At 63.7% G+C, this 21,749-nt stretch carries 24 protein-coding genes and 1 riboswitch; of the genes, 12 read left to right on the plus strand and 12 right to left on the minus strand.

The window, feature by feature from the left end:
- Window positions 1-46 precede the first annotated feature (46 nt).
- Window positions 47-772: a YdcF family protein gene (locus FJ954_RS20655; protein ID WP_140662847.1), complete on the plus strand. Its 726-nt coding sequence runs from the start codon at window positions 47-49 to the stop codon at window positions 770-772.
- Window positions 773-778: 6 nt separating this feature from the next.
- Here FJ954_RS20655 and FJ954_RS20660 read toward each other — a convergent pair whose 3' ends face one another.
- From FJ954_RS20660 to FJ954_RS20670, 3 genes are read right to left on the minus strand one after another with little or no spacing between them, the layout of a single operon-like run.
- On the minus strand, window positions 779-1,411 hold the full coding sequence (locus FJ954_RS20660; RefSeq protein WP_015315531.1) for a pyridoxamine 5'-phosphate oxidase family protein: 633 nt from the start codon (window positions 1,409-1,411) through the stop codon (window positions 779-781).
- A gap of 24 nt (window positions 1,412-1,435) precedes the next feature.
- Entirely contained in the window at window positions 1,436-1,906 is a 471-nt protein-coding gene (locus tag FJ954_RS20665) for a DUF1348 family protein (RefSeq protein ID WP_015315530.1), read from the minus strand.
- A gap of 58 nt (window positions 1,907-1,964) precedes the next feature.
- Complete coding sequence (locus tag FJ954_RS20670; protein WP_140662849.1) at window positions 1,965-2,516, minus strand: carboxymuconolactone decarboxylase family protein; 552 nt, start codon at window positions 2,514-2,516, stop codon at window positions 1,965-1,967.
- 103 nt (window positions 2,517-2,619) lie between these two features.
- Between FJ954_RS20670 and FJ954_RS20675 the strand changes: the two genes are divergently transcribed.
- Complete coding sequence (locus tag FJ954_RS20675) at window positions 2,620-3,525, plus strand: LysR family transcriptional regulator (RefSeq protein WP_015315528.1); 906 nt, start codon at window positions 2,620-2,622, stop codon at window positions 3,523-3,525.
- Between the two features lie 77 nt (window positions 3,526-3,602).
- Complete coding sequence (locus tag FJ954_RS20680) at window positions 3,603-4,391, plus strand: 1-acyl-sn-glycerol-3-phosphate acyltransferase (protein WP_015315527.1); 789 nt, start codon at window positions 3,603-3,605, stop codon at window positions 4,389-4,391.
- Between the two features lie 66 nt (window positions 4,392-4,457).
- Here the strand turns inward: FJ954_RS20680 and FJ954_RS20685 are convergent, their stop codons facing one another.
- Both FJ954_RS20685 and FJ954_RS20690 read right to left on the minus strand, forming a co-directional pair.
- A complete protein-coding gene (locus FJ954_RS20685; protein ID WP_140662851.1) occupies window positions 4,458-5,405 on the minus strand; it encodes an aldo/keto reductase in 948 nt (315 codons plus the stop codon).
- Window positions 5,406-5,528: 123 nt separating this feature from the next.
- Window positions 5,529-6,050 carry a gamma-glutamylcyclotransferase gene (locus FJ954_RS20690; RefSeq protein ID WP_015315525.1) on the minus strand — a complete coding sequence of 174 codons (522 nt, stop codon included), beginning with the start codon at window positions 6,048-6,050 and terminating at the stop codon, window positions 5,529-5,531.
- Between the two features lie 135 nt (window positions 6,051-6,185).
- Between FJ954_RS20690 and FJ954_RS20695 the strand changes: the two genes are divergently transcribed.
- Both FJ954_RS20695 and FJ954_RS20700 read left to right on the plus strand, forming a co-directional pair.
- Window positions 6,186-7,184, plus strand: coding sequence for a DUF2125 domain-containing protein (locus tag FJ954_RS20695; RefSeq protein ID WP_140662853.1), 999 nt, complete (start codon window positions 6,186-6,188; stop codon window positions 7,182-7,184).
- A gap of 3 nt (window positions 7,185-7,187) precedes the next feature.
- Entirely contained in the window at window positions 7,188-8,120 is a 933-nt protein-coding gene (locus FJ954_RS20700) for a sugar kinase (RefSeq protein ID WP_015315523.1), read from the plus strand.
- On the opposite strand, the gene FJ954_RS20705 is transcribed toward FJ954_RS20700, so the two are convergent.
- Window positions 8,117-9,052 carry a prephenate/arogenate dehydrogenase family protein gene (locus FJ954_RS20705; RefSeq protein ID WP_015315522.1) on the minus strand — a complete coding sequence of 312 codons (936 nt, stop codon included), beginning with the start codon at window positions 9,050-9,052 and terminating at the stop codon, window positions 8,117-8,119. The genes FJ954_RS20700 and FJ954_RS20705 overlap by 4 nt on opposite strands.
- Before the next feature lie 23 nt (window positions 9,053-9,075).
- A complete protein-coding gene (hisC, locus tag FJ954_RS20710) occupies window positions 9,076-10,185 on the minus strand; it encodes a histidinol-phosphate transaminase (RefSeq protein WP_015315521.1) in 1,110 nt (369 codons plus the stop codon).
- A 138-nt stretch (window positions 10,186-10,323) separates the two neighbouring features.
- Window positions 10,324-10,401: riboswitch (SAM riboswitch) on the plus strand.
- Window positions 10,402-10,518: 117 nt separating this feature from the next.
- Here hisC and FJ954_RS20715 point away from each other — a divergent pair.
- From FJ954_RS20715 to FJ954_RS20725, 3 genes are all read left to right on the plus strand, one after another.
- Entirely contained in the window at window positions 10,519-11,688 is a 1,170-nt protein-coding gene (locus FJ954_RS20715; protein ID WP_015315520.1) for a homoserine O-acetyltransferase, read from the plus strand.
- A gap of 121 nt (window positions 11,689-11,809) precedes the next feature.
- On the plus strand, window positions 11,810-12,424 hold the full coding sequence (metW, locus tag FJ954_RS20720; protein ID WP_015315519.1) for a methionine biosynthesis protein MetW: 615 nt from the start codon (window positions 11,810-11,812) through the stop codon (window positions 12,422-12,424).
- A gap of 283 nt (window positions 12,425-12,707) precedes the next feature.
- Window positions 12,708-13,643 carry a glycosyltransferase family A protein gene (locus tag FJ954_RS20725; RefSeq protein WP_140616813.1) on the plus strand — a complete coding sequence of 312 codons (936 nt, stop codon included), beginning with the start codon at window positions 12,708-12,710 and terminating at the stop codon, window positions 13,641-13,643.
- A 123-nt stretch (window positions 13,644-13,766) separates the two neighbouring features.
- On the opposite strand, the gene FJ954_RS20730 is transcribed toward FJ954_RS20725, so the two are convergent.
- Both FJ954_RS20730 and FJ954_RS20735 read right to left on the minus strand, forming a co-directional pair.
- Window positions 13,767-15,590, minus strand: a complete 1,824-nt coding sequence (locus FJ954_RS20730) for an ABC transporter ATP-binding protein/permease (RefSeq protein ID WP_140662855.1) — start codon at window positions 15,588-15,590, stop codon at window positions 13,767-13,769.
- A gap of 137 nt (window positions 15,591-15,727) precedes the next feature.
- A complete protein-coding gene (locus FJ954_RS20735; RefSeq protein WP_015315516.1) occupies window positions 15,728-16,513 on the minus strand; it encodes a methyltransferase domain-containing protein in 786 nt (261 codons plus the stop codon).
- A gap of 189 nt (window positions 16,514-16,702) precedes the next feature.
- Between FJ954_RS20735 and gloB the strand changes: the two genes are divergently transcribed.
- Together gloB and FJ954_RS20745 are read left to right on the plus strand one after the other, a co-directional pair.
- Window positions 16,703-17,470, plus strand: coding sequence for a hydroxyacylglutathione hydrolase (gene gloB / locus FJ954_RS20740; protein WP_140662856.1), 768 nt, complete (start codon window positions 16,703-16,705; stop codon window positions 17,468-17,470).
- Window positions 17,471-17,491: 21 nt separating this feature from the next.
- On the plus strand, window positions 17,492-17,920 hold the full coding sequence (locus FJ954_RS20745; RefSeq protein WP_140662858.1) for a cupin domain-containing protein: 429 nt from the start codon (window positions 17,492-17,494) through the stop codon (window positions 17,918-17,920).
- On the opposite strand, the gene FJ954_RS20750 is transcribed toward FJ954_RS20745, so the two are convergent.
- Genes FJ954_RS20750 through FJ954_RS20760 form a run of 3 tightly spaced genes read right to left on the minus strand, consistent with a single transcriptional unit; the run spans window position 17,917 to window position 20,352 of the window.
- Window positions 17,917-18,591, minus strand: a complete 675-nt coding sequence (locus tag FJ954_RS20750) for a lysoplasmalogenase family protein (protein ID WP_140662859.1) — start codon at window positions 18,589-18,591, stop codon at window positions 17,917-17,919. The two genes, FJ954_RS20745 and FJ954_RS20750, sit on opposite strands and share 4 nt — an antisense overlap.
- A complete protein-coding gene (locus FJ954_RS20755; protein WP_140662860.1) occupies window positions 18,588-19,520 on the minus strand; it encodes an EamA family transporter in 933 nt (310 codons plus the stop codon). Before FJ954_RS20755 ends, FJ954_RS20750 begins: the two co-directional genes overlap by 4 nt.
- Before the next feature lie 43 nt (window positions 19,521-19,563).
- Window positions 19,564-20,352 carry a DUF3108 domain-containing protein gene (locus FJ954_RS20760; RefSeq protein WP_015315511.1) on the minus strand — a complete coding sequence of 263 codons (789 nt, stop codon included), beginning with the start codon at window positions 20,350-20,352 and terminating at the stop codon, window positions 19,564-19,566.
- Between the two features lie 257 nt (window positions 20,353-20,609).
- On the opposite strand from FJ954_RS20760, the gene rpmB reads away from it, so the two are divergent.
- Together rpmB and FJ954_RS20770 are read left to right on the plus strand one after the other, a co-directional pair.
- Complete coding sequence (rpmB, locus tag FJ954_RS20765; protein ID WP_010911765.1) at window positions 20,610-20,906, plus strand: 50S ribosomal protein L28; 297 nt, start codon at window positions 20,610-20,612, stop codon at window positions 20,904-20,906.
- A gap of 157 nt (window positions 20,907-21,063) precedes the next feature.
- Window positions 21,064-21,747, plus strand: coding sequence for a queuosine precursor transporter (locus tag FJ954_RS20770; RefSeq protein WP_140662862.1), 684 nt, complete (start codon window positions 21,064-21,066; stop codon window positions 21,745-21,747).
- The last annotated feature ends 2 nt before the right edge of the window (window positions 21,748-21,749 follow it).

Below are 21,749 nucleotides of genomic sequence, written 5' to 3' on the forward strand. Positions count from 1 at the left end.
AAGTGCGTCTTTTACCTATCAAAGGCCGCATTTGAGGATTAACTATATGACCATGGACGTGCGGGATTCGACCGGGACGGCTGGACAGTTGCCAGTGGTGGTTGACCGTTGGCGCGGCCATGGCAAGGTTAGCCATCTAAGGACCGCCCTGCGCCTCTCCGCTCTCTCCCTGCTTGTGCTTGCAACAGTGTTCGCTGGCGGCTTTGGCTGGTTCGCCAGCAAGGTCAGTCATCTGACCACGCCCGCCAACCCGGCCAAGGCCGACGCCATCATTGTGCTGACCGGCGGCCAGTCGCGCCTCGACGCCGCGATGGAGCTGCTCGCATCCGGCAAGGGCGAGCGGCTCTTGATCAGCGGCGTGCACCCCTCGGCCAGCCGGCGCCAGCTTCAGGCGGCCACCGGCGGCGACAAGAAACTGTTTTCCTGCTGTGTCGACATCGATCGCGCCGCGCTCGACACGATCGGCAATGCCGAGGAAAGCGCCAAATGGGTGGAAAACCATGCCTATGGCACGGTGATCCTGGTCACCAACAATTATCACATGCCGCGCAGCCTTTTGGAGATGGGCCGGCTGCTGCATGGCGCCAAGCTCGAACCCTACCCGGTGGTCAATTCCAACCTGGATAATGGCAGTTGGCTGACCAAGCCGCGCGCGGTGCGCGTGCTGTTCACCGAATACACCAAGTACCTGCTGGCGCTGGCTCGCGGGTTTATCCCGGTGAAGCCGACGCCTGAGGGAATCGCCCTGGCCGAGACCGCCGCCGGCGGCTGAGCCGCGTCATTGCTTGGCGACAGCCCCTGAAACGCCCTTGAGGCGCGCGATCTCTTGTTCAAGGTCTTGGATGCGCCGGTCGCGCTCGCCAAGCGCGGCTGCCACATCAGCCGCCTCGAAGCGCTGCGGTATATGTTGCGGGCAATTGGCATCCCATGCCGAGACGGTGAACAGGATGATCTGCTCGGGACGCGCCTTGTAGTCCGGCGGCATCAGCCTCGTCGTCAACTCGGCATCGTCCTCGACAACGCGCGCCGTACCCCAGATCTTGATGCGCTGGCGCATCATGTAGTCGATCAGGAACAGGAAGGCCCTCGGATTGTCGGCCAGATTGCCCTGCGTGATGAATTGTCTGTTGCCGGAAAAATCCGCGAAGCCGATTGTCTTCTCGTCGAGCACCTTGAGAAAGCCGGCAGGGCCGCCGCGGTGCTGGATGTAGGGCTGGCCATCGCCATTGGCCGTCGACAGGAAGATGCTGGTCTGCATTTCGATGAATGCGGCGAGGTCCGGTGTGATCGCCGACTGCCAGCCGCCGCGCTCCTCGACGCGGGCGTAGGACTGGCGCGAGCCCTTGCGCGCCTGGATCGCCTTGACCGTCGGCGTGAAGGCGACATCGCTGGTAAAAGCGTGTGCGTTCATCGAAACCTCCTTGCCTGAATGCTTCTAAAGACCGAGCTCCGACAGCGTCGGATGGTCGTCCGGCCGCCGGCCGAGCGGCCAGTGATATTTGCGCTCGGCCTCGGCGATCGGCAGGTCGTTGATGCTGGCGATGCGCAGCCGCATCAGCCCGTGGTCGTCGAATTCCCAGTTCTCGTTACCGTAGCTGCGGAACCATGAGCCGCTGTCGTCGCGCCATTCATAGGCGAAGCGCACGGCGATGCGGTTGCCGTGGAAGGCCCAGACCTCCTTGATCAGCCGGTAGTCGAGTTCGCGGCTCCATTTGCGCGTCAGGAACGCCTGGATGGCATCGCGGCCTTGCAGGAACTCGGCGCGGTTGCGCCAACGGCTGTCCGCCGTATAGGCGAGCGCCACCCGCGCCGGATCGCGCGAGTTCCAGGCATCCTCGGCCATGCGCGCTTTCTGGGCTGACGTCTCGGCGGTGAAGGGCGGAAGCGGCGGGCGGCTCTCAGACATGGGATTTCCTCTGCGGCATGAGGTGGGGACCGGCGGGCATCGCCGCTCCTATCCGGATTCAGGCAGCATTGCGGGCGGAAACAACCGGAAAATCGATCTCGGTCTGGGCAACCTCATTGATATAGTTGGTCCAGACGTTCAGGGCGACATGCTGGACAATCTCGATGATCTCTCCGTCGTCATAGCCCGCGAGCCTGACAGCGGCGATATCCTCCTGGGCGACATGTCCGCGGCTTTGCGCAACCCGGGCGGCAAAACCCACCGCCGCGGCTGCCTTGGGGTCCATGGAGCCGCCATGGCGATTGGCCATCATCTCGGCATCGTCGAGGCTTGCGAGCGTCTTGCCGAGATAGGTGTGCGCGCACAGGCAGTAGTTGCAGCCATTGATCTCGGCGATCGCCAGCGCGATGCGCTCGCGCGTCGGCGCCGGAAGCCGGCCCCTGGCCAGCGCGCCCATCATGCCGAGATAGCCTTCCAGCGCCGCCGGACTGTTGGCGACCATCCGAAACAGGTTCGGCACGACACCAAGCTGTTTTTCCACCACTTGCAGCATGGGCTGCGCGGCGGCGGGAGCGGGAGCGATGGACGAAGGCGTAGCGATGCGGGGCATAGAGATTTCCTGGTTGAGGTGTGCCCCCGTTATATGCAGCCTTCCATGTTGCGGATGTAGATGCCATATTTGCAACCAACCCTTCCATTTTCTGGAAGAAATGATGGATCGTCTCGAAGCCATGTCCCTTTTCGTCGCGGCGGCGGAGGGCGGCAGCCTTTCCGCCGCCGCGCGCCATTCGGACGTTCCGTTGGCAACAGTCAGCCGCAAGGTCTCCGAACTGGAGCGGTACCTGAAGACACGCCTGTTGAACCGCTCGACGCGGCGGCTGACACTGACCGACGCCGGCCATGCCTATCTCACTGCCTGCCGCCGCATCCTCGACGAGGTCGGCGACGCCGAACGCACCGCCGGCGGCGAATACAGCGCCCCGACAGGGGAATTGATCGTCACCGCGCCGATCGTCTTCGGCCGCCTTCACGTGCTACCGGTCGTCACCGACTTCCTCGCCGCCTATCCCCTGGTGGATATCCGCCTGACGCTCGGCGACAGGATAAGCCAGTTGGCCGAGGATCATATCGACCTCGCCGTCCGTATCGGCAGGCTGCCGGATTCGCGCATGGTCGCCATCAGGGTCGGTTCGATCGGTCATGTTGTCTGCGCGAGCCCTGCCTATCTGGCCGGACGCGGCATTCCAGAAATTCCAGGAGATCTCGAGGCGCACAGCTGCATTACCTTCGAGGGCCTTGGCTCGCTCGCCACCTGGACCTTCACCGTGGACAAGGCTGATTTTGTCGTGCCGGTCCGATCAAGGCTCCGGGTCAACACCGCCGAGGCGGCGATTGATGCGGCGATCGCCGGTGTCGGAGTGACACGGGTGCTTTCCTACCAGATTGTCGCCGCCGCACGCTCGGGAACACTGCGCCCCGTGCTCAGGGATTTCGAACCCGAGCCTTGGCCGGTAAACCTGGTGCATGCGGGCCAGGGCCGGCTGCCGGTGAAACTGCGCGCCTTCCTCGACTTCGCCGCCCCCCGCCTGAGGGAACGCCTGGCGCAGGCGACCTGGTAGGACGGGCAGTATCGCACCGTTTCCTTTTTCTCCGCGCTTGGTGTAACCAACGCACACTTCCTCACCGGACCTCCCCCATGCTCTATGTCAGATCGCTGGCGTTCAATTTCGTCTTCTACGTCAATCTGATCGTCCAGATGATCCTCTGGACCCCGTACTATTTCCTGTCGCCCCGCCACCGCGCCTGGTTCGTGCCGAAATTCTGGTCGCGCACCTCGATGTGGCTCTATGACAAGATCGCCGGCACCAAAAACGACATCACCGGGCAGGAAAACCTGCCCGAGGGCTCCTTCATCCTGGCGCCCAAGCACCAGTCGTTCTGGGACGCCATCGCCTTCTTCCCCTTCCTCCAGGACCCGCTCTACATCCTCAAGCGCGAGCTGACCTGGATCCCCTTCTTCGGCTGGTACATCTTGAAGATGCGGATGATCCCGGTGCATCGCGGCAGCCGCTCCAAGGCCTTGAAGGCGGTGGTTGCGGCGACCAAGGAAGAAATGGCGCGCAACCCGCGCCAGCTGATCATCTATCCCGAGGGCACCCGTCGGGCGCCGGGCGACGAGCCGGCCTACAAATACGGCATCGTCGAAATCTATTCGCAGCTTGGCGTTCCGGTCGTGCCGGTCGCCCATGTCGCTGGCCTCTATTGGCCGCGCCGCAAGTTCCTGCGCTATCCCGGCACCGTCAAGGCGCGCTTCCTGCCGCCTATACCGCCTGGCCTGGGCAAGGACGAGTTCATGGCGCGGCTGATCGGTGAGACCGAAGCTGCCTGCGACCAGCTTCTCCTCGAGGCATCCCGCGCATCAAACCCGCCGGCCCTGCCGCCAACGGCGGTGAAGCGGCTTCGGGAGCTCGGCGCGAAGGCCTGAAGCGTCCTGACCACCGGCCGTCAGCCGTATACCGCCAGCACCTTGGTCAGCACCAGCGTCGCGGCCTCAGGCGCTGGCCTTGTCGAGTTCGGCCATATCGTCCGCGGACAGCTTCAGCGACGCCGCGCGGATCAGGCTGTCCATCTGCTCAGGCTTGGTCGCACTGGCGATCGGCGCGGTGACGCCGGGCCGCGCGATAACCCAAGCAAGCGCCACTTCCGCCTGTTTGGCCGAATGCCTGGCCGACACCGCGTCCAACGCCGCCAGGATGCGCATGCCACGCGCATTGAGGTAGTCTTTCACCCCGCCGCCGCGCTCGCTTTGGCCGAGATCGGCCTCGCTGCGGTACTTGCCGCTGAGAAAGCCCTTGGCCAAGCTGAAATAGGTGATGACGCCGATATCCTCCGCCACGCAGAGATCGCGCAGCGGGCCATCGAAGGAGGAGCGGTCATAGAGATTGTATTCCGGCTGCAGCACCTCGTAGCGCGGCAGGCCGCGCAGGCTTGCCACGTCAAGTGCCGCGCGCAACTGGCCGGCGTCGAGGTTGGAACAGCCGGCATAGCGGATCTTGCCCTTGGCGAGCAGTTTCTCATAGGCGCCGAGGGTTTCCTCATAGGGCGTGGTCGGATCCGGCCAGTGCGACAGGTAAAGGTCGATGAATTCGGTCTGCAGCCGCTTCAGCGATGCATCGACAGCCTTTTCGATATAGGCGGCCGACAGGTCCTTGTGGCCCTGCCCCATGTCTGAGCCGACCTTGGTGACCACCACGACCTTGTCGCGATTGCCACGATCCTTCATCCATTTGCCGATGATGGTTTCCGATTCACCGCCCTTGTTGCCGGGAACCCAGCGCGAATAGGCGTCGGCCGTGTCGATGGCATTGAGGCCGGCTCCGACAAAGCGATCGAGCAGATCGAAAGAAGTCTTCTCGTCGGCGGTCCAGCCGAAGACATTGCCACCCAGAACCAGCGGCGCGATGGAAAGGTCGGTGCGACCGAGACGGCGTTTCTGCAAGACGGATCTCCGTGGTGATTGGGACCGGGCGGATGCCGCCCGCTGGCTGGGTTCGGAGCCTAACCTAGGTCTTGCCGCATCGAGGTCAAAGGCCTGGCTACCCTTTTCCGCGGAGCCAGCGCTTCACAAAGTCGCTATCCGGTGCGCCACATCCTCCAGCCAGTGGTCGCGAATCTCGAGCGCTTCCAGATGCTTCAGCGTGCTCAGCACATAATCCTCGTTGTCACCGGATCGGCCGACCGCGCCGCGCACCACGGCCGCCGCCTCCGCCGCGTCCAGCGCGCCCGCATATTGCTCATGCTTGCGGTCGACGACGTAGGCCACGGCTTCCACCGTGCCACCGCCGTCGAGGCGAACCTTGAGCGTCCGCTCGAGATAGACGCTGGTGACGAGTTCGCGCTCGCGCAGATAGGCAATGACCTCGTCGCGCAATTCGCCAGGGACGCGGTACGCAAGGCCGACGCAGGAGCCGCCATGGTCGAGGCCAAGCACCAGTCCGGGCCGCTGGCGCGTGCCGCGATGCACGAAGGAATAGACGCAGAGCGAGCGGCGATAGCCATGCAGGCGGGCGCGTCGTGTCTCGACATGAGCGAAACCCGGCCGCCAGATCAGCGAACCGTAGCCGAACACCCAAAAATCGCCCATATCACCGCGCCTGATTGCAAAAAGAATGGCAGCACCGCACCGGTAACCGGTGTTTTTTCCATCCGTCTCTGTCTACCTAGTGTTCGGAACCTGAGAATCCGTCCACACCATCCATGCGTTAATGAGAGCCAAAGCATGACGTCAAGTGACGAACGCCAACCGGGTAACCGTCGCCGTCTGTGGTGGCTTGCCGCGTTCATCCTCGTGCTGTTCGCCATTTACAGCGCCGGCTGGTTCTATCTGGCCAACAGGGTCCGGTCCGAGGCCGACAAGGCGGTTGCCACGCTCAACAAGAGCGGCATCGAGGCCGGTTGCGCCAACCTCCAGGTCGGTGGCTATCCACTGAGCTTTGCCGTCTCTTGCGACAACCTCGCCTACGAGGACGACGCCAAGAGCATTGCTGCCTCGGCCGGCTCCTTCAACGCCGTCGCCCAGATCGTCCAGCCCTTGTCGCCTGTTGCCAATCTACGCGGTCCACTCCGGACCTCCGTCCCCGGCATGATGCCGCTCTGGATCGACTGGGACAATCTGCAGGCCAACGTCAAATTGTGGTACCCGCTGCCCCGGCGTGTAGCGCTGCAGGCCGAGGGCCTGTCGGGCCAGACCGACCCGGCCGACGACACCGATCCGGTGGAACTGTTCAGTGCCGGCAAGGCGTCAGGCCAATTGCAGCCCAACAACGGCGATCTCGATTATGTCGGCAGCTTTGGCGATCTCGAGATCGATGCCGACGCGATCGGCGGGCGGGTGTTGCCGGCGCTCGATGCCAGCGGCGACGTGACACTGAAGAACGGCGTGGCGCTGATCGGCACGCAGGTGAAAAGCCTGCGCGGCCAGCGGATCGAAATCCGCAACCTCGATCTGTCGTCCGGCACGGCGCGCGTCACCGTTTCCGGGCCGCTGTCAGTCGATGCCGAGGGTCTCGTCGACGCCGACCTGATGATCAGGATCAAGGATCCCAAGGCGGTGGCATCTATTCTTGCCGGCGCCATACCCGAGCAGAAGAATGCGATCGAGCAGGGTTTTGGCGCCCTGGCGCTGCTTGGCAGCGAACCGTCCATGCCGCTGAAAGTGGTCAAGGGCAAGGCTTCCCTCGGCTTCATTCCGCTGGGCAAGATCAAGCCGGTCAACTAACGGATGGCGGGGCCGGCAAAGCTGCTGAGCGTCGGCGCACTGACGCTTGACACCATTCTTCGTGTCGAATCACTGCCCACGCATCAGGGAAAATTCATCGCCTCGGACGGCATCCAGATCGCCTCGGGCATGGCGACGAGCGCGGCCTGCGCCGCGCATCGCCTGGGTGCCGAGGTGTCGCTATGGGCTAGCGCCGGCGACGATCCGGTCGGCGATCTGCTGATTGCCGGGATAGAGGCCGAGGGCGTCGATTGCAGCCATGTACGCCGCGTCAGCGGCGCCCGCTCGGCACTGGCCTCGATCCTGGTCGATGCGCATGGCGAGCGGATCATCGTGCCTTTCTACGACGCGCGCGCGCAGGCCGATCCCGAGGTTTTGCCGTTCACCGACATAACGGCATTCGACGCCGTACTGGCCGACGTGCGCTGGCCGGGCGCCGCGGCGCTTGCCCTTAAGGCGGCGCGCGCCGCCGGCCGCCCAGCCATACTCGATGCCGATACCGCGCCCCTGGCGGTACTGGAGCGATTATTGCCGCTCGCCTCGCACATCGTCGCCTCGGAGCCGGCGGTCCGCATCATATGCGGCCACGCGCTGGATCTGGAGACCGCCTGCACCGATTTGGCGTCCCGCACCGATGCGTTCGTCGCGGTCACCGGCGGCGCGGCGGGTACCTGGTGGTTCGACCGAAGCGCCGGATCATCCCGCCATGTCGAGGCACCGAGGGTCAAGGCGGTCGACACGCTGGCCGCCGGCGATGTCTTTCATGGCGCCTTTGCCGTCGGGCTGGCGGAAGCCATGGCGGTCGAGCACGCACTGCGCTTTGCCAGCGCGGCCGCCGCGCTCAAGTGCCTGCGCTTCGGCGGCCGGCTGGGCGCGCCGGATCGGGCGGAGACGCTCGCCATGATGGCAACCGCCTGGCCGGTTGAAATCACCTAGCTCTTTGCCGGATGCTCGACCGCCTGGCGGCCAAAATCGGGCGCGTCGATATCCTGGCCCGCCTCGATGATCGAGCGGCGCACGGCGCGGGTGCGGGTGAACAGGTCGAAGAGCTTGTCGCCGTCGCCCCAGCGGATGGCGCGCTGCAGGAACGCCAGGTCTTCCGAGAACCGCGCCAACATTTCCAGGATGGCATCCTTGTTGTGCAGGCACACGTCCCGCCACATGGTCGGATCGGAGGCAGCCAGACGCGTGAAATCGCGAAAACCGGAGGCGGAATATTTGATCACTTCCGTCTTGGTCACCGATTCCAGATCGTCGGCGGTGCCGACGATGTTGTAGGCGATGATGTGCGGCAGATGCGAGACGATGGCCAGCGTCATGTCGTGATGCTGCGGGTCCATCGTGTCGATGTTGGCGCCGCAGCGGCGCCAGAATTCCGACAGCCGTTCCAGCGCTTCCGGATCGGTGCCCGGCACCGGCGTGAAGATGCACCAGCGGTTGTCGAACAGGTCGGCAAACCCGGCATCCGGGCCGGATTTTTCGGTGCCCGCCAGCGGATGGCCAGGAATGAAATGGACGCCTTCAGGCACATGCGGCTGCATCTGCGCGATGACCGAGGCCTTGGTCGAGCCGACATCGGTGAGGATCGCCCCCTTTTTCAGCGCCGGCGCGATTTCCTCCGCTACAGCGCCGGATGAGCCGACCGGCACCGAGACAACGACCAGATCGGCATCACGCACCGCGTCCCCGGCATCGATGGTGTAGGAATCGCCAAGGCCCAGTTCCTCGGCTCGCTTGAGCGTTGCCGCACTGCGCGTCGAGATGGCGACATGGCGAGCCAAGCCCTCGCGTCGGATGACGCGGGCCAGAGACGAGCCGATCAGGCCGATACCGACCAGCGCGATCTTTTCGAACATCGGTGATGCCATGGTGTTCCAGCTCTTTAGACGTTCTAGCTTTTCAGGAATGTCGTGAGCGCGGCGACAACGCCGCGATTGGCCTCTTCAGTGCCGACGGTCATGCGAAGCGCGTTGGGAAAGCCGTAACCTGAAACGCGCCGCAGAATATAGCCGCGCGCGCTCAGATAATCGTCAGCCGCCGCCGCGGAATGCTTCTGATCGTCGGGAAAATGAATGAGCAGGAAATTGCCAACGCTCGGCGTCACGCGCAGCCCGAGCCCGGTCATTTCGCCGCTCAGCCAGGTGAGCCAGGTCTCGTTATGCGCCACGCTACGCTCGACATGGGCACGGTCGCGGATCGCGGCGATGCCGGCCTCGATCGCTGTCGCATTGACGTTGAAGGGGCCGCGTACACGATTGATGGCGTCGACGATATGCAGGGGACCATACATCCAGCCGATGCGCGCGCCGCCGAGCCCGATCTTGGAGAAGGTGCGGGTCATCACCACGTTCTCGGCGCTGCCGGCCAGCTCGATGCCGGCTTCGTAATCGTTGCGGCGGACATATTCGGCGTAGGCCGCGTCGAGCACCAGCAGCACGTTTCCCGGCAGTCCGGCATGAAGGCGGCGCACCTCCTGGAACGGCACATAGGTGCCGGTCGGGTTGTTGGGATTGGCCAGGAACACGATTTTCGTGCGCGGCGTGACGGCCGCCAGCATCGCGTCGATGTCGGCGCGCTCGTCGGTCTCCTTGACCACGACCGGGGTGGCACCTGCCGACTGGATGTAGATCTTGTAGACCATGAAGGCGTGTTCGGTGAACATAGCCTCGTCGCCGGGCGCGAGATAGGTCTGCGCCAACAGGCCGAGGATCTCGTCCGACCCGTTGGAGCAGATGATGTTTTGCGCGTTGAGGCCATGCACCTCGGCGATAGCCTCGCGCAACCGCTTGGCGCTGCCGTCGGGATAGATGTCGAGTTTGCCGGCGACCTCGCGCGCGGCCTCGATCGCCTTCGGCGAAGGCCCAAGCGGATTCTCGTTCGACGACAGCTTGTAGACCTTGGCCACACCGGCGGCCGCCGAGCTTTTGCCGGGCACATAGGCCTCTATGTCCATGATGCCCGCGCGCGGAGTTGGACGTGCCTGATCCGGTGTCTGGTTCATATCTTGCAAAATCCGTCGAAAACGCCTCCATCCGGAGGCCGCTGCGGAAATACAAGCCATGGCACGCAATGTCGAGAGGTGGCAGTGGTGCCAGCCGCCGCCATTGACGGCGAGGCAGGCGGGTTCTAGAAAGACGATTGACAGTTCCGTGGTGATTTGGCCGGTCGGCTTGCAGCCACGTTAAACAATTCGCTAAAGGGCCGTTTGCGTGACGTAACCGGCTTTGCGAAGGCAATGCCGGTTTTTTGTTGTCCGCGACCGGCCGGACGGACGCATCGGCGGCGGAGATCGGCAGCGATTTCCACGAGCGCACGGTGCAGCAAGAGAGACGTGATGGCCGCTCTGCGTGCAGGAAAGACCAACAACGAGGCCGACCAACCGTCGAGCCCGGTGTTACGTTTCGGACCCGACAAGCCGCTCAAGCTCGACGCCGGCACGCTGCTGTCGCCGTTCCAGATCGCCTACCAGACCTATGGCACGCTGAACGATGCCCGCTCCAATGCCATCCTCGTCTGCCACGCGCTGACGGGCGACCAGCATGTCGCCAGCACCAATCCGGTAACCGGCAAGCCCGGTTGGTGGGAAGTGCTGATCGGACCGGGCAGGATCATCGATACCAGCCGCTTCTTCGTCATCTGCTCCAATGTCATCGGCGGCTGCCTGGGTTCCACCGGCCCGGCCTCGACCAACCCGGCCACCGGTAAACCCTATGGCCTCGACCTGCCGGTCATCACCATCCGCGACATGGTGCGCGCGCAGCAGATGCTGATCGACCATTTCGGCATCGAGAAACTGTTCTGCGTGCTCGGCGGCTCGATGGGCGGCATGCAGGTTCTGGAATGGGCGTCGAGCTATCCCGAGCGCGTGTTCTCGGCGCTGCCGATCGCCACGGGGGCGCGCCATTCGTCACAGAACATCGCCTTCCACGAAGTCGGGCGGCAGGCTGTGATGGCCGATCCGGACTGGCATGGCGGCAAATATTTCGAACACGGCAAGCGCCCGGAGAAAGGGCTGGCGGTGGCGCGCATGGCCGCCCACATCACCTATCTGTCGGAAGCCGCCCTGCACCGCAAATTCGGCCGCAATTTGCAGGACCGCGAAGCGCTGACCTTCGGCTTCGATGCCGACTTCCAGATCGAGAGCTATCTGCGCCACCAGGGCATGACCTTCGTCGACCGCTTCGATGCCAACTCCTATCTCTACATGACGCGGTCGATGGATTATTTCGACCTCGCCGCCGACCATGGCGGCCGGCTGGCCGACGCCTTCGCCGGCACGAAAACCCGCTTTTGCCTGGTGTCCTTCACATCGGACTGGCTGTTCCCGACCGAAGAGAGCCGCTCCATCGTCCACGCACTCAACGCCGCCGGCGCCTCGGTATCCTTCGTCGAGATCGAGACCGATCGCGGCCACGACGCCTTCCTGCTCGACGAGCCGGAACTGTTTGCCGCCATCAACGGCTTCATCGGCTCGGCCGCGCGCGCCAGGGGGCTCAGCGCATGACCCCGAAAAGTTGCAGACGTTTCGGATCAAGCTCGTGCGCCAAACAGAACGGCGAAGCCATGACCCCGAAAAGTTGCAGACGTTTCGGACCAAGGCCATGCGCCGTCCACGAGGCGAAGCCATGAGCGTCAACGGCAGCCAACGCGTCGACCTCGAGGTCGTCGCCAACCTCATCCCGCCGCAATCGCGTGTGCTCGACGTCGGCTCGGGCGACGGCTCATTGCTCGAATTGCTGCAGGACACCAAGCAGGTCGACGGTCGCGGACTCGAGCTGTCGCAGCGTGGCGTCAACGAATGCGTGGCGCGCGGTCTCAGTGTCATCCAGGGCGACGCCGACACCGATCTCGAATTCTATCCCGACAAGGGCTTTGACTTCGTTGTCCTGTCGCAGACCCTGCAGGCCACCCGCAACCCGAAGCTGGTGCTCGACGAGCTGCTCAGGATCGGCAACCGGGCAATCGTGTCTTTCCCCAATTTCGGTCACTGGCGGGTGCGCCTGTCGCTGTTCGTCAAGGGCCGCATGCCTGTGACCAGCGACCTGCCCTATTCCTGGTACGACACGCCCAACATCCACTTCTGCACGATCCGAGACTTCGTCAATTTGTGCGAAGAGCTTGGCGCGACAGTGGAGAAGGCGACCGCGCTCGACGCCAACGGCCAGAAGATCGGCCTGTCGATGCCATGGTGGTTCTGGAATTTCTTTGGCCAACAAGCAGTGTTCCTGCTGAAGCGATAATGAAATGGGCGACGCCCGCAGGCGCGACTGCCAATCCTTGAGGGTGGCCGCGCGTCTTTCAGCGGGTGCGAAAGTGTTGCAGTTGAAGCGCCATGAGCTGGAATTCATCATGCCTGGTCGGTCGAACGACGGCACGACGGGGTGACATGGCAGGTTGTTTTTTGTAGCGTCGCACCGAATCCGATGAGGCCCATCCAGGGGGAAGTCCGATCCATTTAGCCATCCCGATGATCAAAGGACCTCGCGCGAAGGGTGTTTACGCGCTGGAGGCGGCCTACGTGATATGATCGGGAAGACCGAACAGGCGCCCCTCGTCACGGTGATCACGCCGACTCACAACCGGCGCGAAACGGTGCTCCGCGCCGTCGAAAGCGTGCTTTCCCAGAGCATGCCGCGATTTGAACATATCGTCGTCGACGATGGTTCGACGGACGGGACCGAGGCGGCGCTCGCCCGCATCCATGACCCCCGGCTGATCTATGTCGGCGCGAAGTGGCGCGGCGCCAATGCCGCCAGGAATGCCGGCATCGAGCTAGCCCGGGCGCCCGTGGTGACTTTTCTTGATTCGGACGATCTCTTCCTGCCGCACCGGCTCGAACGGACGCTGGCATGGTTCGACGACAATCCAGCGCTCGAAGTCCTGCTCTCCTCATATGTCTCGGTGAAGGGTGGCCGCGGCACCGCCTGCGTTAACCGCGGCGCTTTTCTGAACCCGCCAATGCTGGAGCGGGCGGTGGTCGCGCAGACGGCCTTCATAGCCGGATCGGCTATAACAGCCAGACGCGAGGCTTTGCTGGCCATCGGCGGCTATGACAGCGACATTCCCCGGATGCAGGACCGCGAGCTTCTGCTGCGCTTCGCACAGCGCTTCGGCGCGCAATTATCGGAAGATATCGACTGGACGAAGCACAATTCGCAGAATTCGATTTCAGGCCGCAGGGACGGCTATGTCGAAGCCTACGCGATCCTGATGAGTAAGCATCCGCACATCGCTCGCTCCTACCCCCATGTCCCTCCCTTTATGATCACGCGGCAGATCATCGCCGATATTCTCCGGGGGCGAATACCACAGGCATTTGCAGGATACATGGCCAACCGCTCGTCTGATGCGCTTGGTTATTCATTGCCGGAACTGATCAACGGTTATCTCCACGGCCGCCGCTGGCGGCGCGACCTCTACGACGAAGTTCGTGGCAAGTTTGGAATTCCACCGGCCTGACCGGCGACAGCTCAGCGATCGAGCACGGCGCGTTGCAGGGCGCATTCCTTCTCGTCCGGCAGCGAGATGCCGACCGCCAGGGCCTTGGCGGCCAGGCAACGGGCCGCAACGGGGGAAAAACTGCTACTTCCTGTGGTGGAGGCTTGCCGCGGCTGGCGGCGGCTCGATGGCACCCGCCCTGACGTGGGCAGGTTTCAGCGCGGGCGCGTCGGAATCCTTAACGATCGTCAGGGAACGCGGGAAGAACTGATTGTTGTGCTGGCCGCGCCCGATGTTGATGATCGCGGCGCCGGGCAGGCGCTTCTCCAGCAGCGACAGCACGCGCCGCAGCGAGGGTCCGTCGAACGCATCCATGGCTTCGTCGATGATCACCCATTTTGGCTGTCGCAAGGCGAGCCTGGCCACGCCAAGCAATCGCTGTTCGTCATCGCCCAACTCATGGTCCCAGCGTCCGACGCGGTCGAGCGACGACGACAGCCGTCCAAGACCGACCTCGGCAAGCACCGCTGAAATGTCGGCGTCGTTCGCCGGCGCATGCCCGTTCGGGTGATTGAGGACCTCGCGCAGCGTGCCGGCTGGCAAATAGGGCACACGCGGCACGAAGATGATGGTTTCCCCCGCCGGCAGGCCGATCCGCCCGCTGCCCCACGGCCACAGCCCGGCAATGGCGCGGAAGAACAGCGTCTTGCCGGCGCCCGGTTCACCGGTGATCATGACGCGCTCGCCGGCATGGATTTCGACATGCTGGTCGGCGAGCTTGGTGCATCCGTCCGGCGATGCCACCTGAAGCTTCTCGAACGTCAGGTTGCCATTGGCGTTGTCGGCGAATTCGATGCGCTTCTCCTTGTCGTGCAGCACATCGGTTTCATCGAGCGCGATGCGGAAGTCGGCGACACGCATCAGCGTGGCGCGCCAGTCGGCAATGCTGCCGATGTTGTTGATGAACCAACGCAGGGAGGAGTGGACCTGGTTGAAGGCCCCGACCGCCATCATCAGCCCGCCAAAGCTGATATCCCCCGAGAAATAGACCGGCGAGGCGACCAGGATCGGCGCCACGACCGTGATCCAGCCATAGGTATCGGTTACCCAGGACAGATTGATCTGGGCGGTGTAGATGCGCCGCATGGCGCCCAGCACCGTGCCGAGGTCGAGTTGCAGCCGTCGCTTGGCGTCATCCTCCCCACGGTACAGCGCGATGGCATCGACATTCTCGTTGACGCGCACCATCGAGGAGCGCAGTTCCGCTTCGCGCGTATAGCGGTCGCTGTTGAGGCTGATGAGCGGCCGCCCGACCAGCCAGCTCAGCCACGAGGCGGTACCGGCATAGAGGAACGCGGCCCAAACCATGTAGCCCGGTATCGCCAGCGACCAGCCGTTGACGTGGAAGACGAAGCCCGAAGACAGTTCCCACAGCACACCGACAAAGGACACGAGCAGGATGAACGACTGCAGCAGGCCGACACCAAGATCGGTCGACAGGTCCGAGAGATGCGCGGCATCCTGTTGCATGCGCTGGTCGGGATTGACGCCGATGGCGCCGGCATTGGCCAGCCGGAAGGCGCGCGCCGGCCGCATCCATTGGTCGATCAGGTCCAGCGTCAGCGCCTCGCGCAACTTCAGCCGGATCATCTGGTTGAGCCAGGTCTGGCCGATATTGAGCACCAGCAGTCCGCCGGCGATCATGGCAAAGACCATCAGCTGATGCAGGAAGGCCGCCATGTCGCGGCGCGCGAGGGCATCGTAGAACGGCTGGTTCCAGCGGTTGAGCAAGACCTGGCCGATCGACGTCGCGATAATGACGCCCATGATGCCGAGCAACGTCCACAGCAACCACTTGCGAACCGGTGATCCGATCAGCGCCCGCTTGATCGTCACCACCTGATCGCGCAGGCTGCTGGCGACGGCGACCGACTGAATGGTGGCCTGATTGTCCAATTGATCAGCCATGGCCGAGGTCCTTGCGTTCAGTAGCGAAGCTGAAACCGGATGAAGGGAGCCGACGGCGGCAGCCCCTCAACCACTCCGCGAGCCCAGCACGACAGATAGGTCGGAAAGACGCGGCGCGATGCAAGTTTCCATCGCGATCACGAAGGTGTCACTTGCCGGGGCGATGCCACACCCCTTGCCTCGGCCCGCCGGCCGAGCCGTGTCGCGCCATGCGGCGACAGCACCGGCACGAAGACGCGGCGGGACGCACGCTGGGCCACCGGCACGCCTTGATAGAGCCGTTTCTGCGCTTCGACGACAATGACGCCGGAAAAGATCGGCCACAGCCTCCGGCCGGCGCGCTCCAGCACATTGTGGAAGCGCATCATGAAACGCCGCCGCGATGGCGGGAAGAACAGCGCATCCGACCAGGCGGCGGGCGTGAAATTCGCCTCACGCAGCAATTCGGTGAGCTGCCCGCGTGAGAAGGGCCGCCCATTGCCGAACGGCGTATGTTCGAAGCGCGCCCAGACACCGCGCCGGTTTGGCACGACGATGACGACGCGCCCGGCCGGCGACAGCACCCGCCAGATCTCGTTCAGCGTTTCACGCGGGTTTTCGACGTGTTCGAGCGAATGGACGAGCAGCATGCGGTCGATGCAGGAATCGACCAGTGGCAGTTCCTCGTCGAACACCAGGGCCGTCGCCGTTGGCCCGGCCGCCGGCCAGACCACGGCGCCCTGGGTCGCCGGCATGAAGGCGAAGACCCGCTCCGCGTCGGTGCCGAAGCGTTCCAGCCAGGGCAAGGTATAGCCCAGACCGACCAGCCGCTCATTGGGCACCGCGGCCCATATCGACGACAGCGCCATGGTGATCGAGCGCTCGGCGAACCGGCCGAGCGTTGTCGAATAGAAGGAACGAAGGTCGACGATGTCGGAATGCATGTCAGGGATGTAGCCGTGATGTCAGCCGGATTCAACAAAAGGCCGAAGCGGCGGTCACGGCGGATGTCAATTTGACATCCCACGATAACATTCGCTTTGCTCGCCATCCGGGATGACATTCGCTTTCTCATCCGGGATGACATTCACGCAGCGGCGCCCTATGTCTGCGGCGGAAAATGGAGAAATGCGATGCCGGTCGAAATCGAACAATTCATGTGCCGTACCGACAATTTCGGCGTGCTGGTGCATGACCCCGAAAGCGGCCAGACCGCGATTATCGACGCGCCCGAGGAAGCGCCGATCCTGGCCGCGATCAAGCGCACCGGCTGGACGCCGACGATGATCCTGACCACGCATCATCATATGGATCACGTCGAGGCCAATCTGGCGCTCAAGGAGCGCTTCAAGCTGCGCATCGTCGGCCCGGAGGCGGAAAAGGCCAAGATTCCCGGCATCGATGAAACCGTCGAAGAAGGCTCCGTCCTGCATCTCGGCCATGAGCGCATCGAAGTGATCGCCACGCCCGGGCATACCGCTGGCCATGTCTCCTACCATCTGCCGTTATCGAAAGTGGCGTTCACCGCGGATACGCTGTTTGCGCTGGGTTGTGGGCGGCTGTTCGAATGCAAGCCGCCGGTGATGTACGAATCGCTGAAGAAGCTCGCGGCTCTTCCCGCCGAGACGACAATCTATTGCGGCCACGAATACACGCTCGGCAATGCCCGTTTCGCACTGAGCGTCGACCCCACCAATTCGGCGTTGAAGGAGCGCGTCGCGCGGATCGAGGCGCTGCGGGTCGACAACAAGCCGACGCTGCCGACGACGATCGGCGAGGAACTGTCGACCAATCCCTTCCTGCGCTGGCACGATCCGGCAATCCGCAAGCATCTCGGCATGGAAAAGGCCGGGGATGCCGAGGTCTTCGCCGAAATCCGCAAGCGCAAGGACAATTTCTGACCACCATGCCAGCTTCTGCCGATGACCAGTTCCGCGGAAATCATAGCAACGCTCGCCCTGAAGCCGCATCCGGAAGGCGGCTGGTACGCGGAAACCTTTCGCGACGAAGCCGGTGGTGCGCGCGGCCATTCGACCGCCATCTATTTCCTGCTGGAACAGCATCAGGTTTCGGCCTGGCATCGGGTCAGGGACGCCGCCGAGCTTTGGCACTTTTATGCCGGCGCGCCTCTGGCGCTGTCGATGTGGGAAGAAGGCGGCGCCATTATCGAGCAGGTTCTCGGCGTCGAGCTCGCGGCGGGTGAACGGCCGCAGATCATCGTGCCGGCGGGCTGGTGGCAATCGGCGCGCACACTGGGCGAATGGACGCTGGTCGGCTGCACGGTGGCGCCGGGTTTTGATTTCGCCGCCTTCGAACTGGCCGAGCCGGACTGGCAGCCGAAGCCGATTTAGCCCAGCAGGAATCCCAGCGTGATCGCCAGTTGGGCGGCATAGTACAGGACCCACACGGTGAAACGCATCCAAGCGCGATGCGGCGAGACGGCCGCCACTAAAAATTTCTCCATGGCGAGCAGCCCGTCCGATGCCATGAACAGCACGGCGCCACCGATCACCCAGGCATTGCTTGTCGTTAGCGCCGACATGCCCATCGTTAGGATCGCCACGACATAGACGGCAATCGGTATATGCAAGCGGGGACCAACGCGACGCCAAAGCGCCGCCAGCATGACGATCGCGAACACCGCCGTGGCCAGCGCGATCGCGCCGCGCCAGGGCTCGGCGCCAAGCAACTCCAATCCGGCACCGCTGCGCAGCAACAACGCGACATAGACGATGTGGGCGACGAGAAAACTGGCCAGTCCACCCAGAAAGGCTTTTTCGCCGTCGCGCGACAAGAAGGCATCGCCAATGGCGCTCAGCGCAAGGGCGGCGACCAGCAGCAGCGGCCCGCTTTGTATTGCGGCGAGTACGGCGAGCATCGCAACGGCAATTGTCTTTGCCGCCGAGCGGGCCAGCGTCGGCGGCATGCCAAGCGTGAAGGCATAGATCACCGCCGCCACCAGCGAAAAGATCAGCGTCGCATTGGCGTTGGCGTCGATGCCCCCAGCAAACGGCATCGTCATGCCCTGGCTTCGCCTTCGGATGCCCTGGCTCCGTCTTCGGATGCCCCGGCTCCGCTCTCCGTGGCCGGCTTGCGCAGGAACAGCGATTTTGCCGCTAGCGCCGCGCCGCCGGTGATGAGCACACAGGCGGCCAGAATGCGCAGCGACGGTTCGGCGACGCCGGCCGCGATCAGCACCAGCGTCGACAGCAGCGGCGCCGCGTAACTCGCGGCACCCAGCACCTGGATGTTGCCGCGCTTGACACCGATGTCCCAGGCATAGAAGGCCGCGCCCACCGGCATCAGGCCGAGCCCGAGCACGGCCAGCCACTGGCCGGCGCCGTCAGGCAGAACCGTTTGTTCCAGCGCCAGGTGGCAGACGAGCGACAGCACGGCGGTTGCCGCGCAGAACCAGGTGACGATGCTGGTCGGCACCGACGGGAAACGTCGAGACAGCAAGGAATAGGACGACCATAGCAGGGCGCAGACGGCGGCCATGGCGTAACCGAAGGCGTAGCGCGCATCGAAAGCCAGGCCGCCGCCCTTGGTGACGATCAGCACGGTGCCGGCAAGGCCGAGCAGCGCGCCGACGACATGGTTCCAGGCCAGCTTCTCGCCCGGCATCAGCGCCGAGCCCAGCACGATCAGCAACGGCCAGAGATAGGCAATCAGGCTCGCCTCGACCGCCGGCGCGTTGCGCAGCGCGGTGAAGTAGAACAAGTGGTAGCCGAAGAGGCCGGCAATGCCGATCACCCAGACCTGAGGAGGGATCTTTTGGCTCCTGTCGGTGGCCGGCATGAACAGTCGCGCGACAAACCCTACGCCTGTGCCGATCGAGAAGGTGATGGCCGACAACAGGAATGGCGGCACCTTGCCGGACGCATCCGTCAGCAACGCCAGCAATGCCCACATGGCGACCGCCGAAAAGCCGATCAGTGTCGCGCGCCCCATTTTGTCTCCAGTGGCGCGCCCGTTCTGTCCCCGGTGGCGTGCCTTATTGTACCGCTTCGAACCGTCTGGCGCTGATGGTCAAGGTGCCGATCTGCGTTCCGACCGTGGCGTGGATCGGCGCATATACGCCGGTTTGGCCGAGCGGTGCAAACGTCACCATCATGCGGCTTTTGTTCTTGAGATAATTGAGCGCCTTGCGGCCCTTGCGATAACCCGCCACCGGCTCGAAACCCATCTGGCAGGTGACGGTGTCGCCCTTGTAGCCCGGCACCGAGATCGTTCCTTTCGAGGCGTAGGTCAGCGTCAGGTCGGCGCGCATCTCACCATCGTAGAACTTGACCTTGCGGCCACAGACCTGGTCGAGGCTGTCGGCATGGATGACGGTCGCCGCCATCGGATCGAGCACCGATGCCAGGTCGCCGGCGCCGAGCGGCACCCAGGCCTTGGGATCGCGCTTGCCCGGAGCGGGGATCACCCGCGTCGAGGTCACGTTGCCATTGCTAAAGCGAATGTCGATCGAAGACGCCTTCTTGCCGGAAGTGTAGTCGGCCCGAAACGCCTGCGGCACCATTTTCTGGCCCGAAATCGTGCCTTTTGACGAGATCGTGCCCCGCGTGTCGTCGAACAGCTTGGCCAGACCCGCCGCCGAGACACTGCCTTCGATCGCGTAGGCACCGTTCTCATAATGGCTGGAAAAGGTCGATCTGGCGATCGAGAGACCAAGGAACGACACCGTGTATTCGCCCTTGAACGACTGCGGCGAGGCAGCGGACGCAGCGGTCGGCAAGGCGATGACAAGCGCGGCAACAAGCGCGTGAGACGAACGAGGCATGGCGGGATCGGATCCTTGGTTTCGGCCGGAGGCGGGCGACTCCGGTCTGGCGTGTCCCTATGAGAACGCTTATACGGTGAAATCCGGCCTTAATATGAAAAGCCGGGCGCTTCCGTGCGGAAGCCGGAGCTTGACGACCCGGTGAAATGCAACTATGGAACGCCAACTTTTCCATAAGGCCGCCTGACTAGAACCGCGCGCCACCCGGCGCGGGTACAAAGGTTTGGCAGGCCCCGAGAGAACTGAAGGTTAGAACCATGTCCCGCACCTGCGAACTCACTGCCAAGGCAGTCCAGACCGGCAACAATGTGAGCCACGCCAACAACAAGACCAAGCGTCGCTTCCTGCCGAACCTCGTCAATGTGACGCTCATTTCGGAAGCGCTGAACCAGAATGTACGCCTGCGCATCTCGGCCAACGCACTGCGTTCGGTCGAACATCGCGGCGGCCTCGATGCCTTCCTGGCCAAGGCCGACGTCAAGGAACTGTCGCAGCGCGCGCGTCTCTTGAAGAAGCAGATCGCCAAGAAGCTTGCCGAGCAGGTCGCTGCGTAACATCCAGATAAAGGCGGGGGACGACCGCCTGGCCAACCTCTTTGCTGGCCGCTGAGCATCGGATAGATCCGCAAGGTTCGACATTCCGACGCTCAATTACGAAGCGAGCGCTGCCTCGGCATGATGCTCCGCTGGTTCCATTACCCAGGATAAAAAAATGTCTTCTTTCTCGCGGTACCTGCCTTTCGTAGCTGCCATGGCGCTTGTCGTCGTGGCATCGAACATCCTCGTGCAGTTTCCCATGCAGGGAAACGTCGGCGGCCTGTCGCTCGCCGACGTTTTGACCTGGGGCGCTTTCACCTATCCCTTCTCTTTCCTGGTCACGGACCTCGCCAACCGCCGTTACGGGCCTGCCGTGGCGCGCCGGATCGTCTTTGTCGGCTTCATGACGGCCGTGGTCTGCTCGATCCTCGTCCCGCCCTTCCTGTTCCGCCATGGCCTGATCGAATTCGAGACATCAGCCGACCGGCTGGTGCGCATCGCGGCGGCTTCCGGAGCGGCGTTCCTGTCCGCGCAATTGCTCGATGTGACCGTGTTCAACCGTTTGCGCCGGCAGAGCTGGTGGCGGGCGCCGATCGTCGGCACGCTGGTCGGATCGGTGTTCGACACCCTCGTGTTCTTCAGCGTCGCCTTTTCAGCCGCCTTTGCCTTCGTCGGCCCAAGCGACGGGTTTGCGCTGGAGAGCGCCCCATTGATGGGCGTGTTTCATGTCGACGCCATGCGCTGGGTGTCATGGGCGCTCGGCGACCTCAGCGTGAAACTGATCATCGCTGTCGTGGCTCTGATCCCTTACCGGCTTCTCGCCGCCCGCTGGAGCCAGCCGGCCGTTGCCGCGGCCTAAGT

It is taken from the genome of Mesorhizobium sp. B2-3-15, from assembly GCF_006442875.1.
GTDB classification, from domain to species: domain Bacteria; phylum Pseudomonadota; class Alphaproteobacteria; order Rhizobiales; family Rhizobiaceae; genus Mesorhizobium; species Mesorhizobium australicum.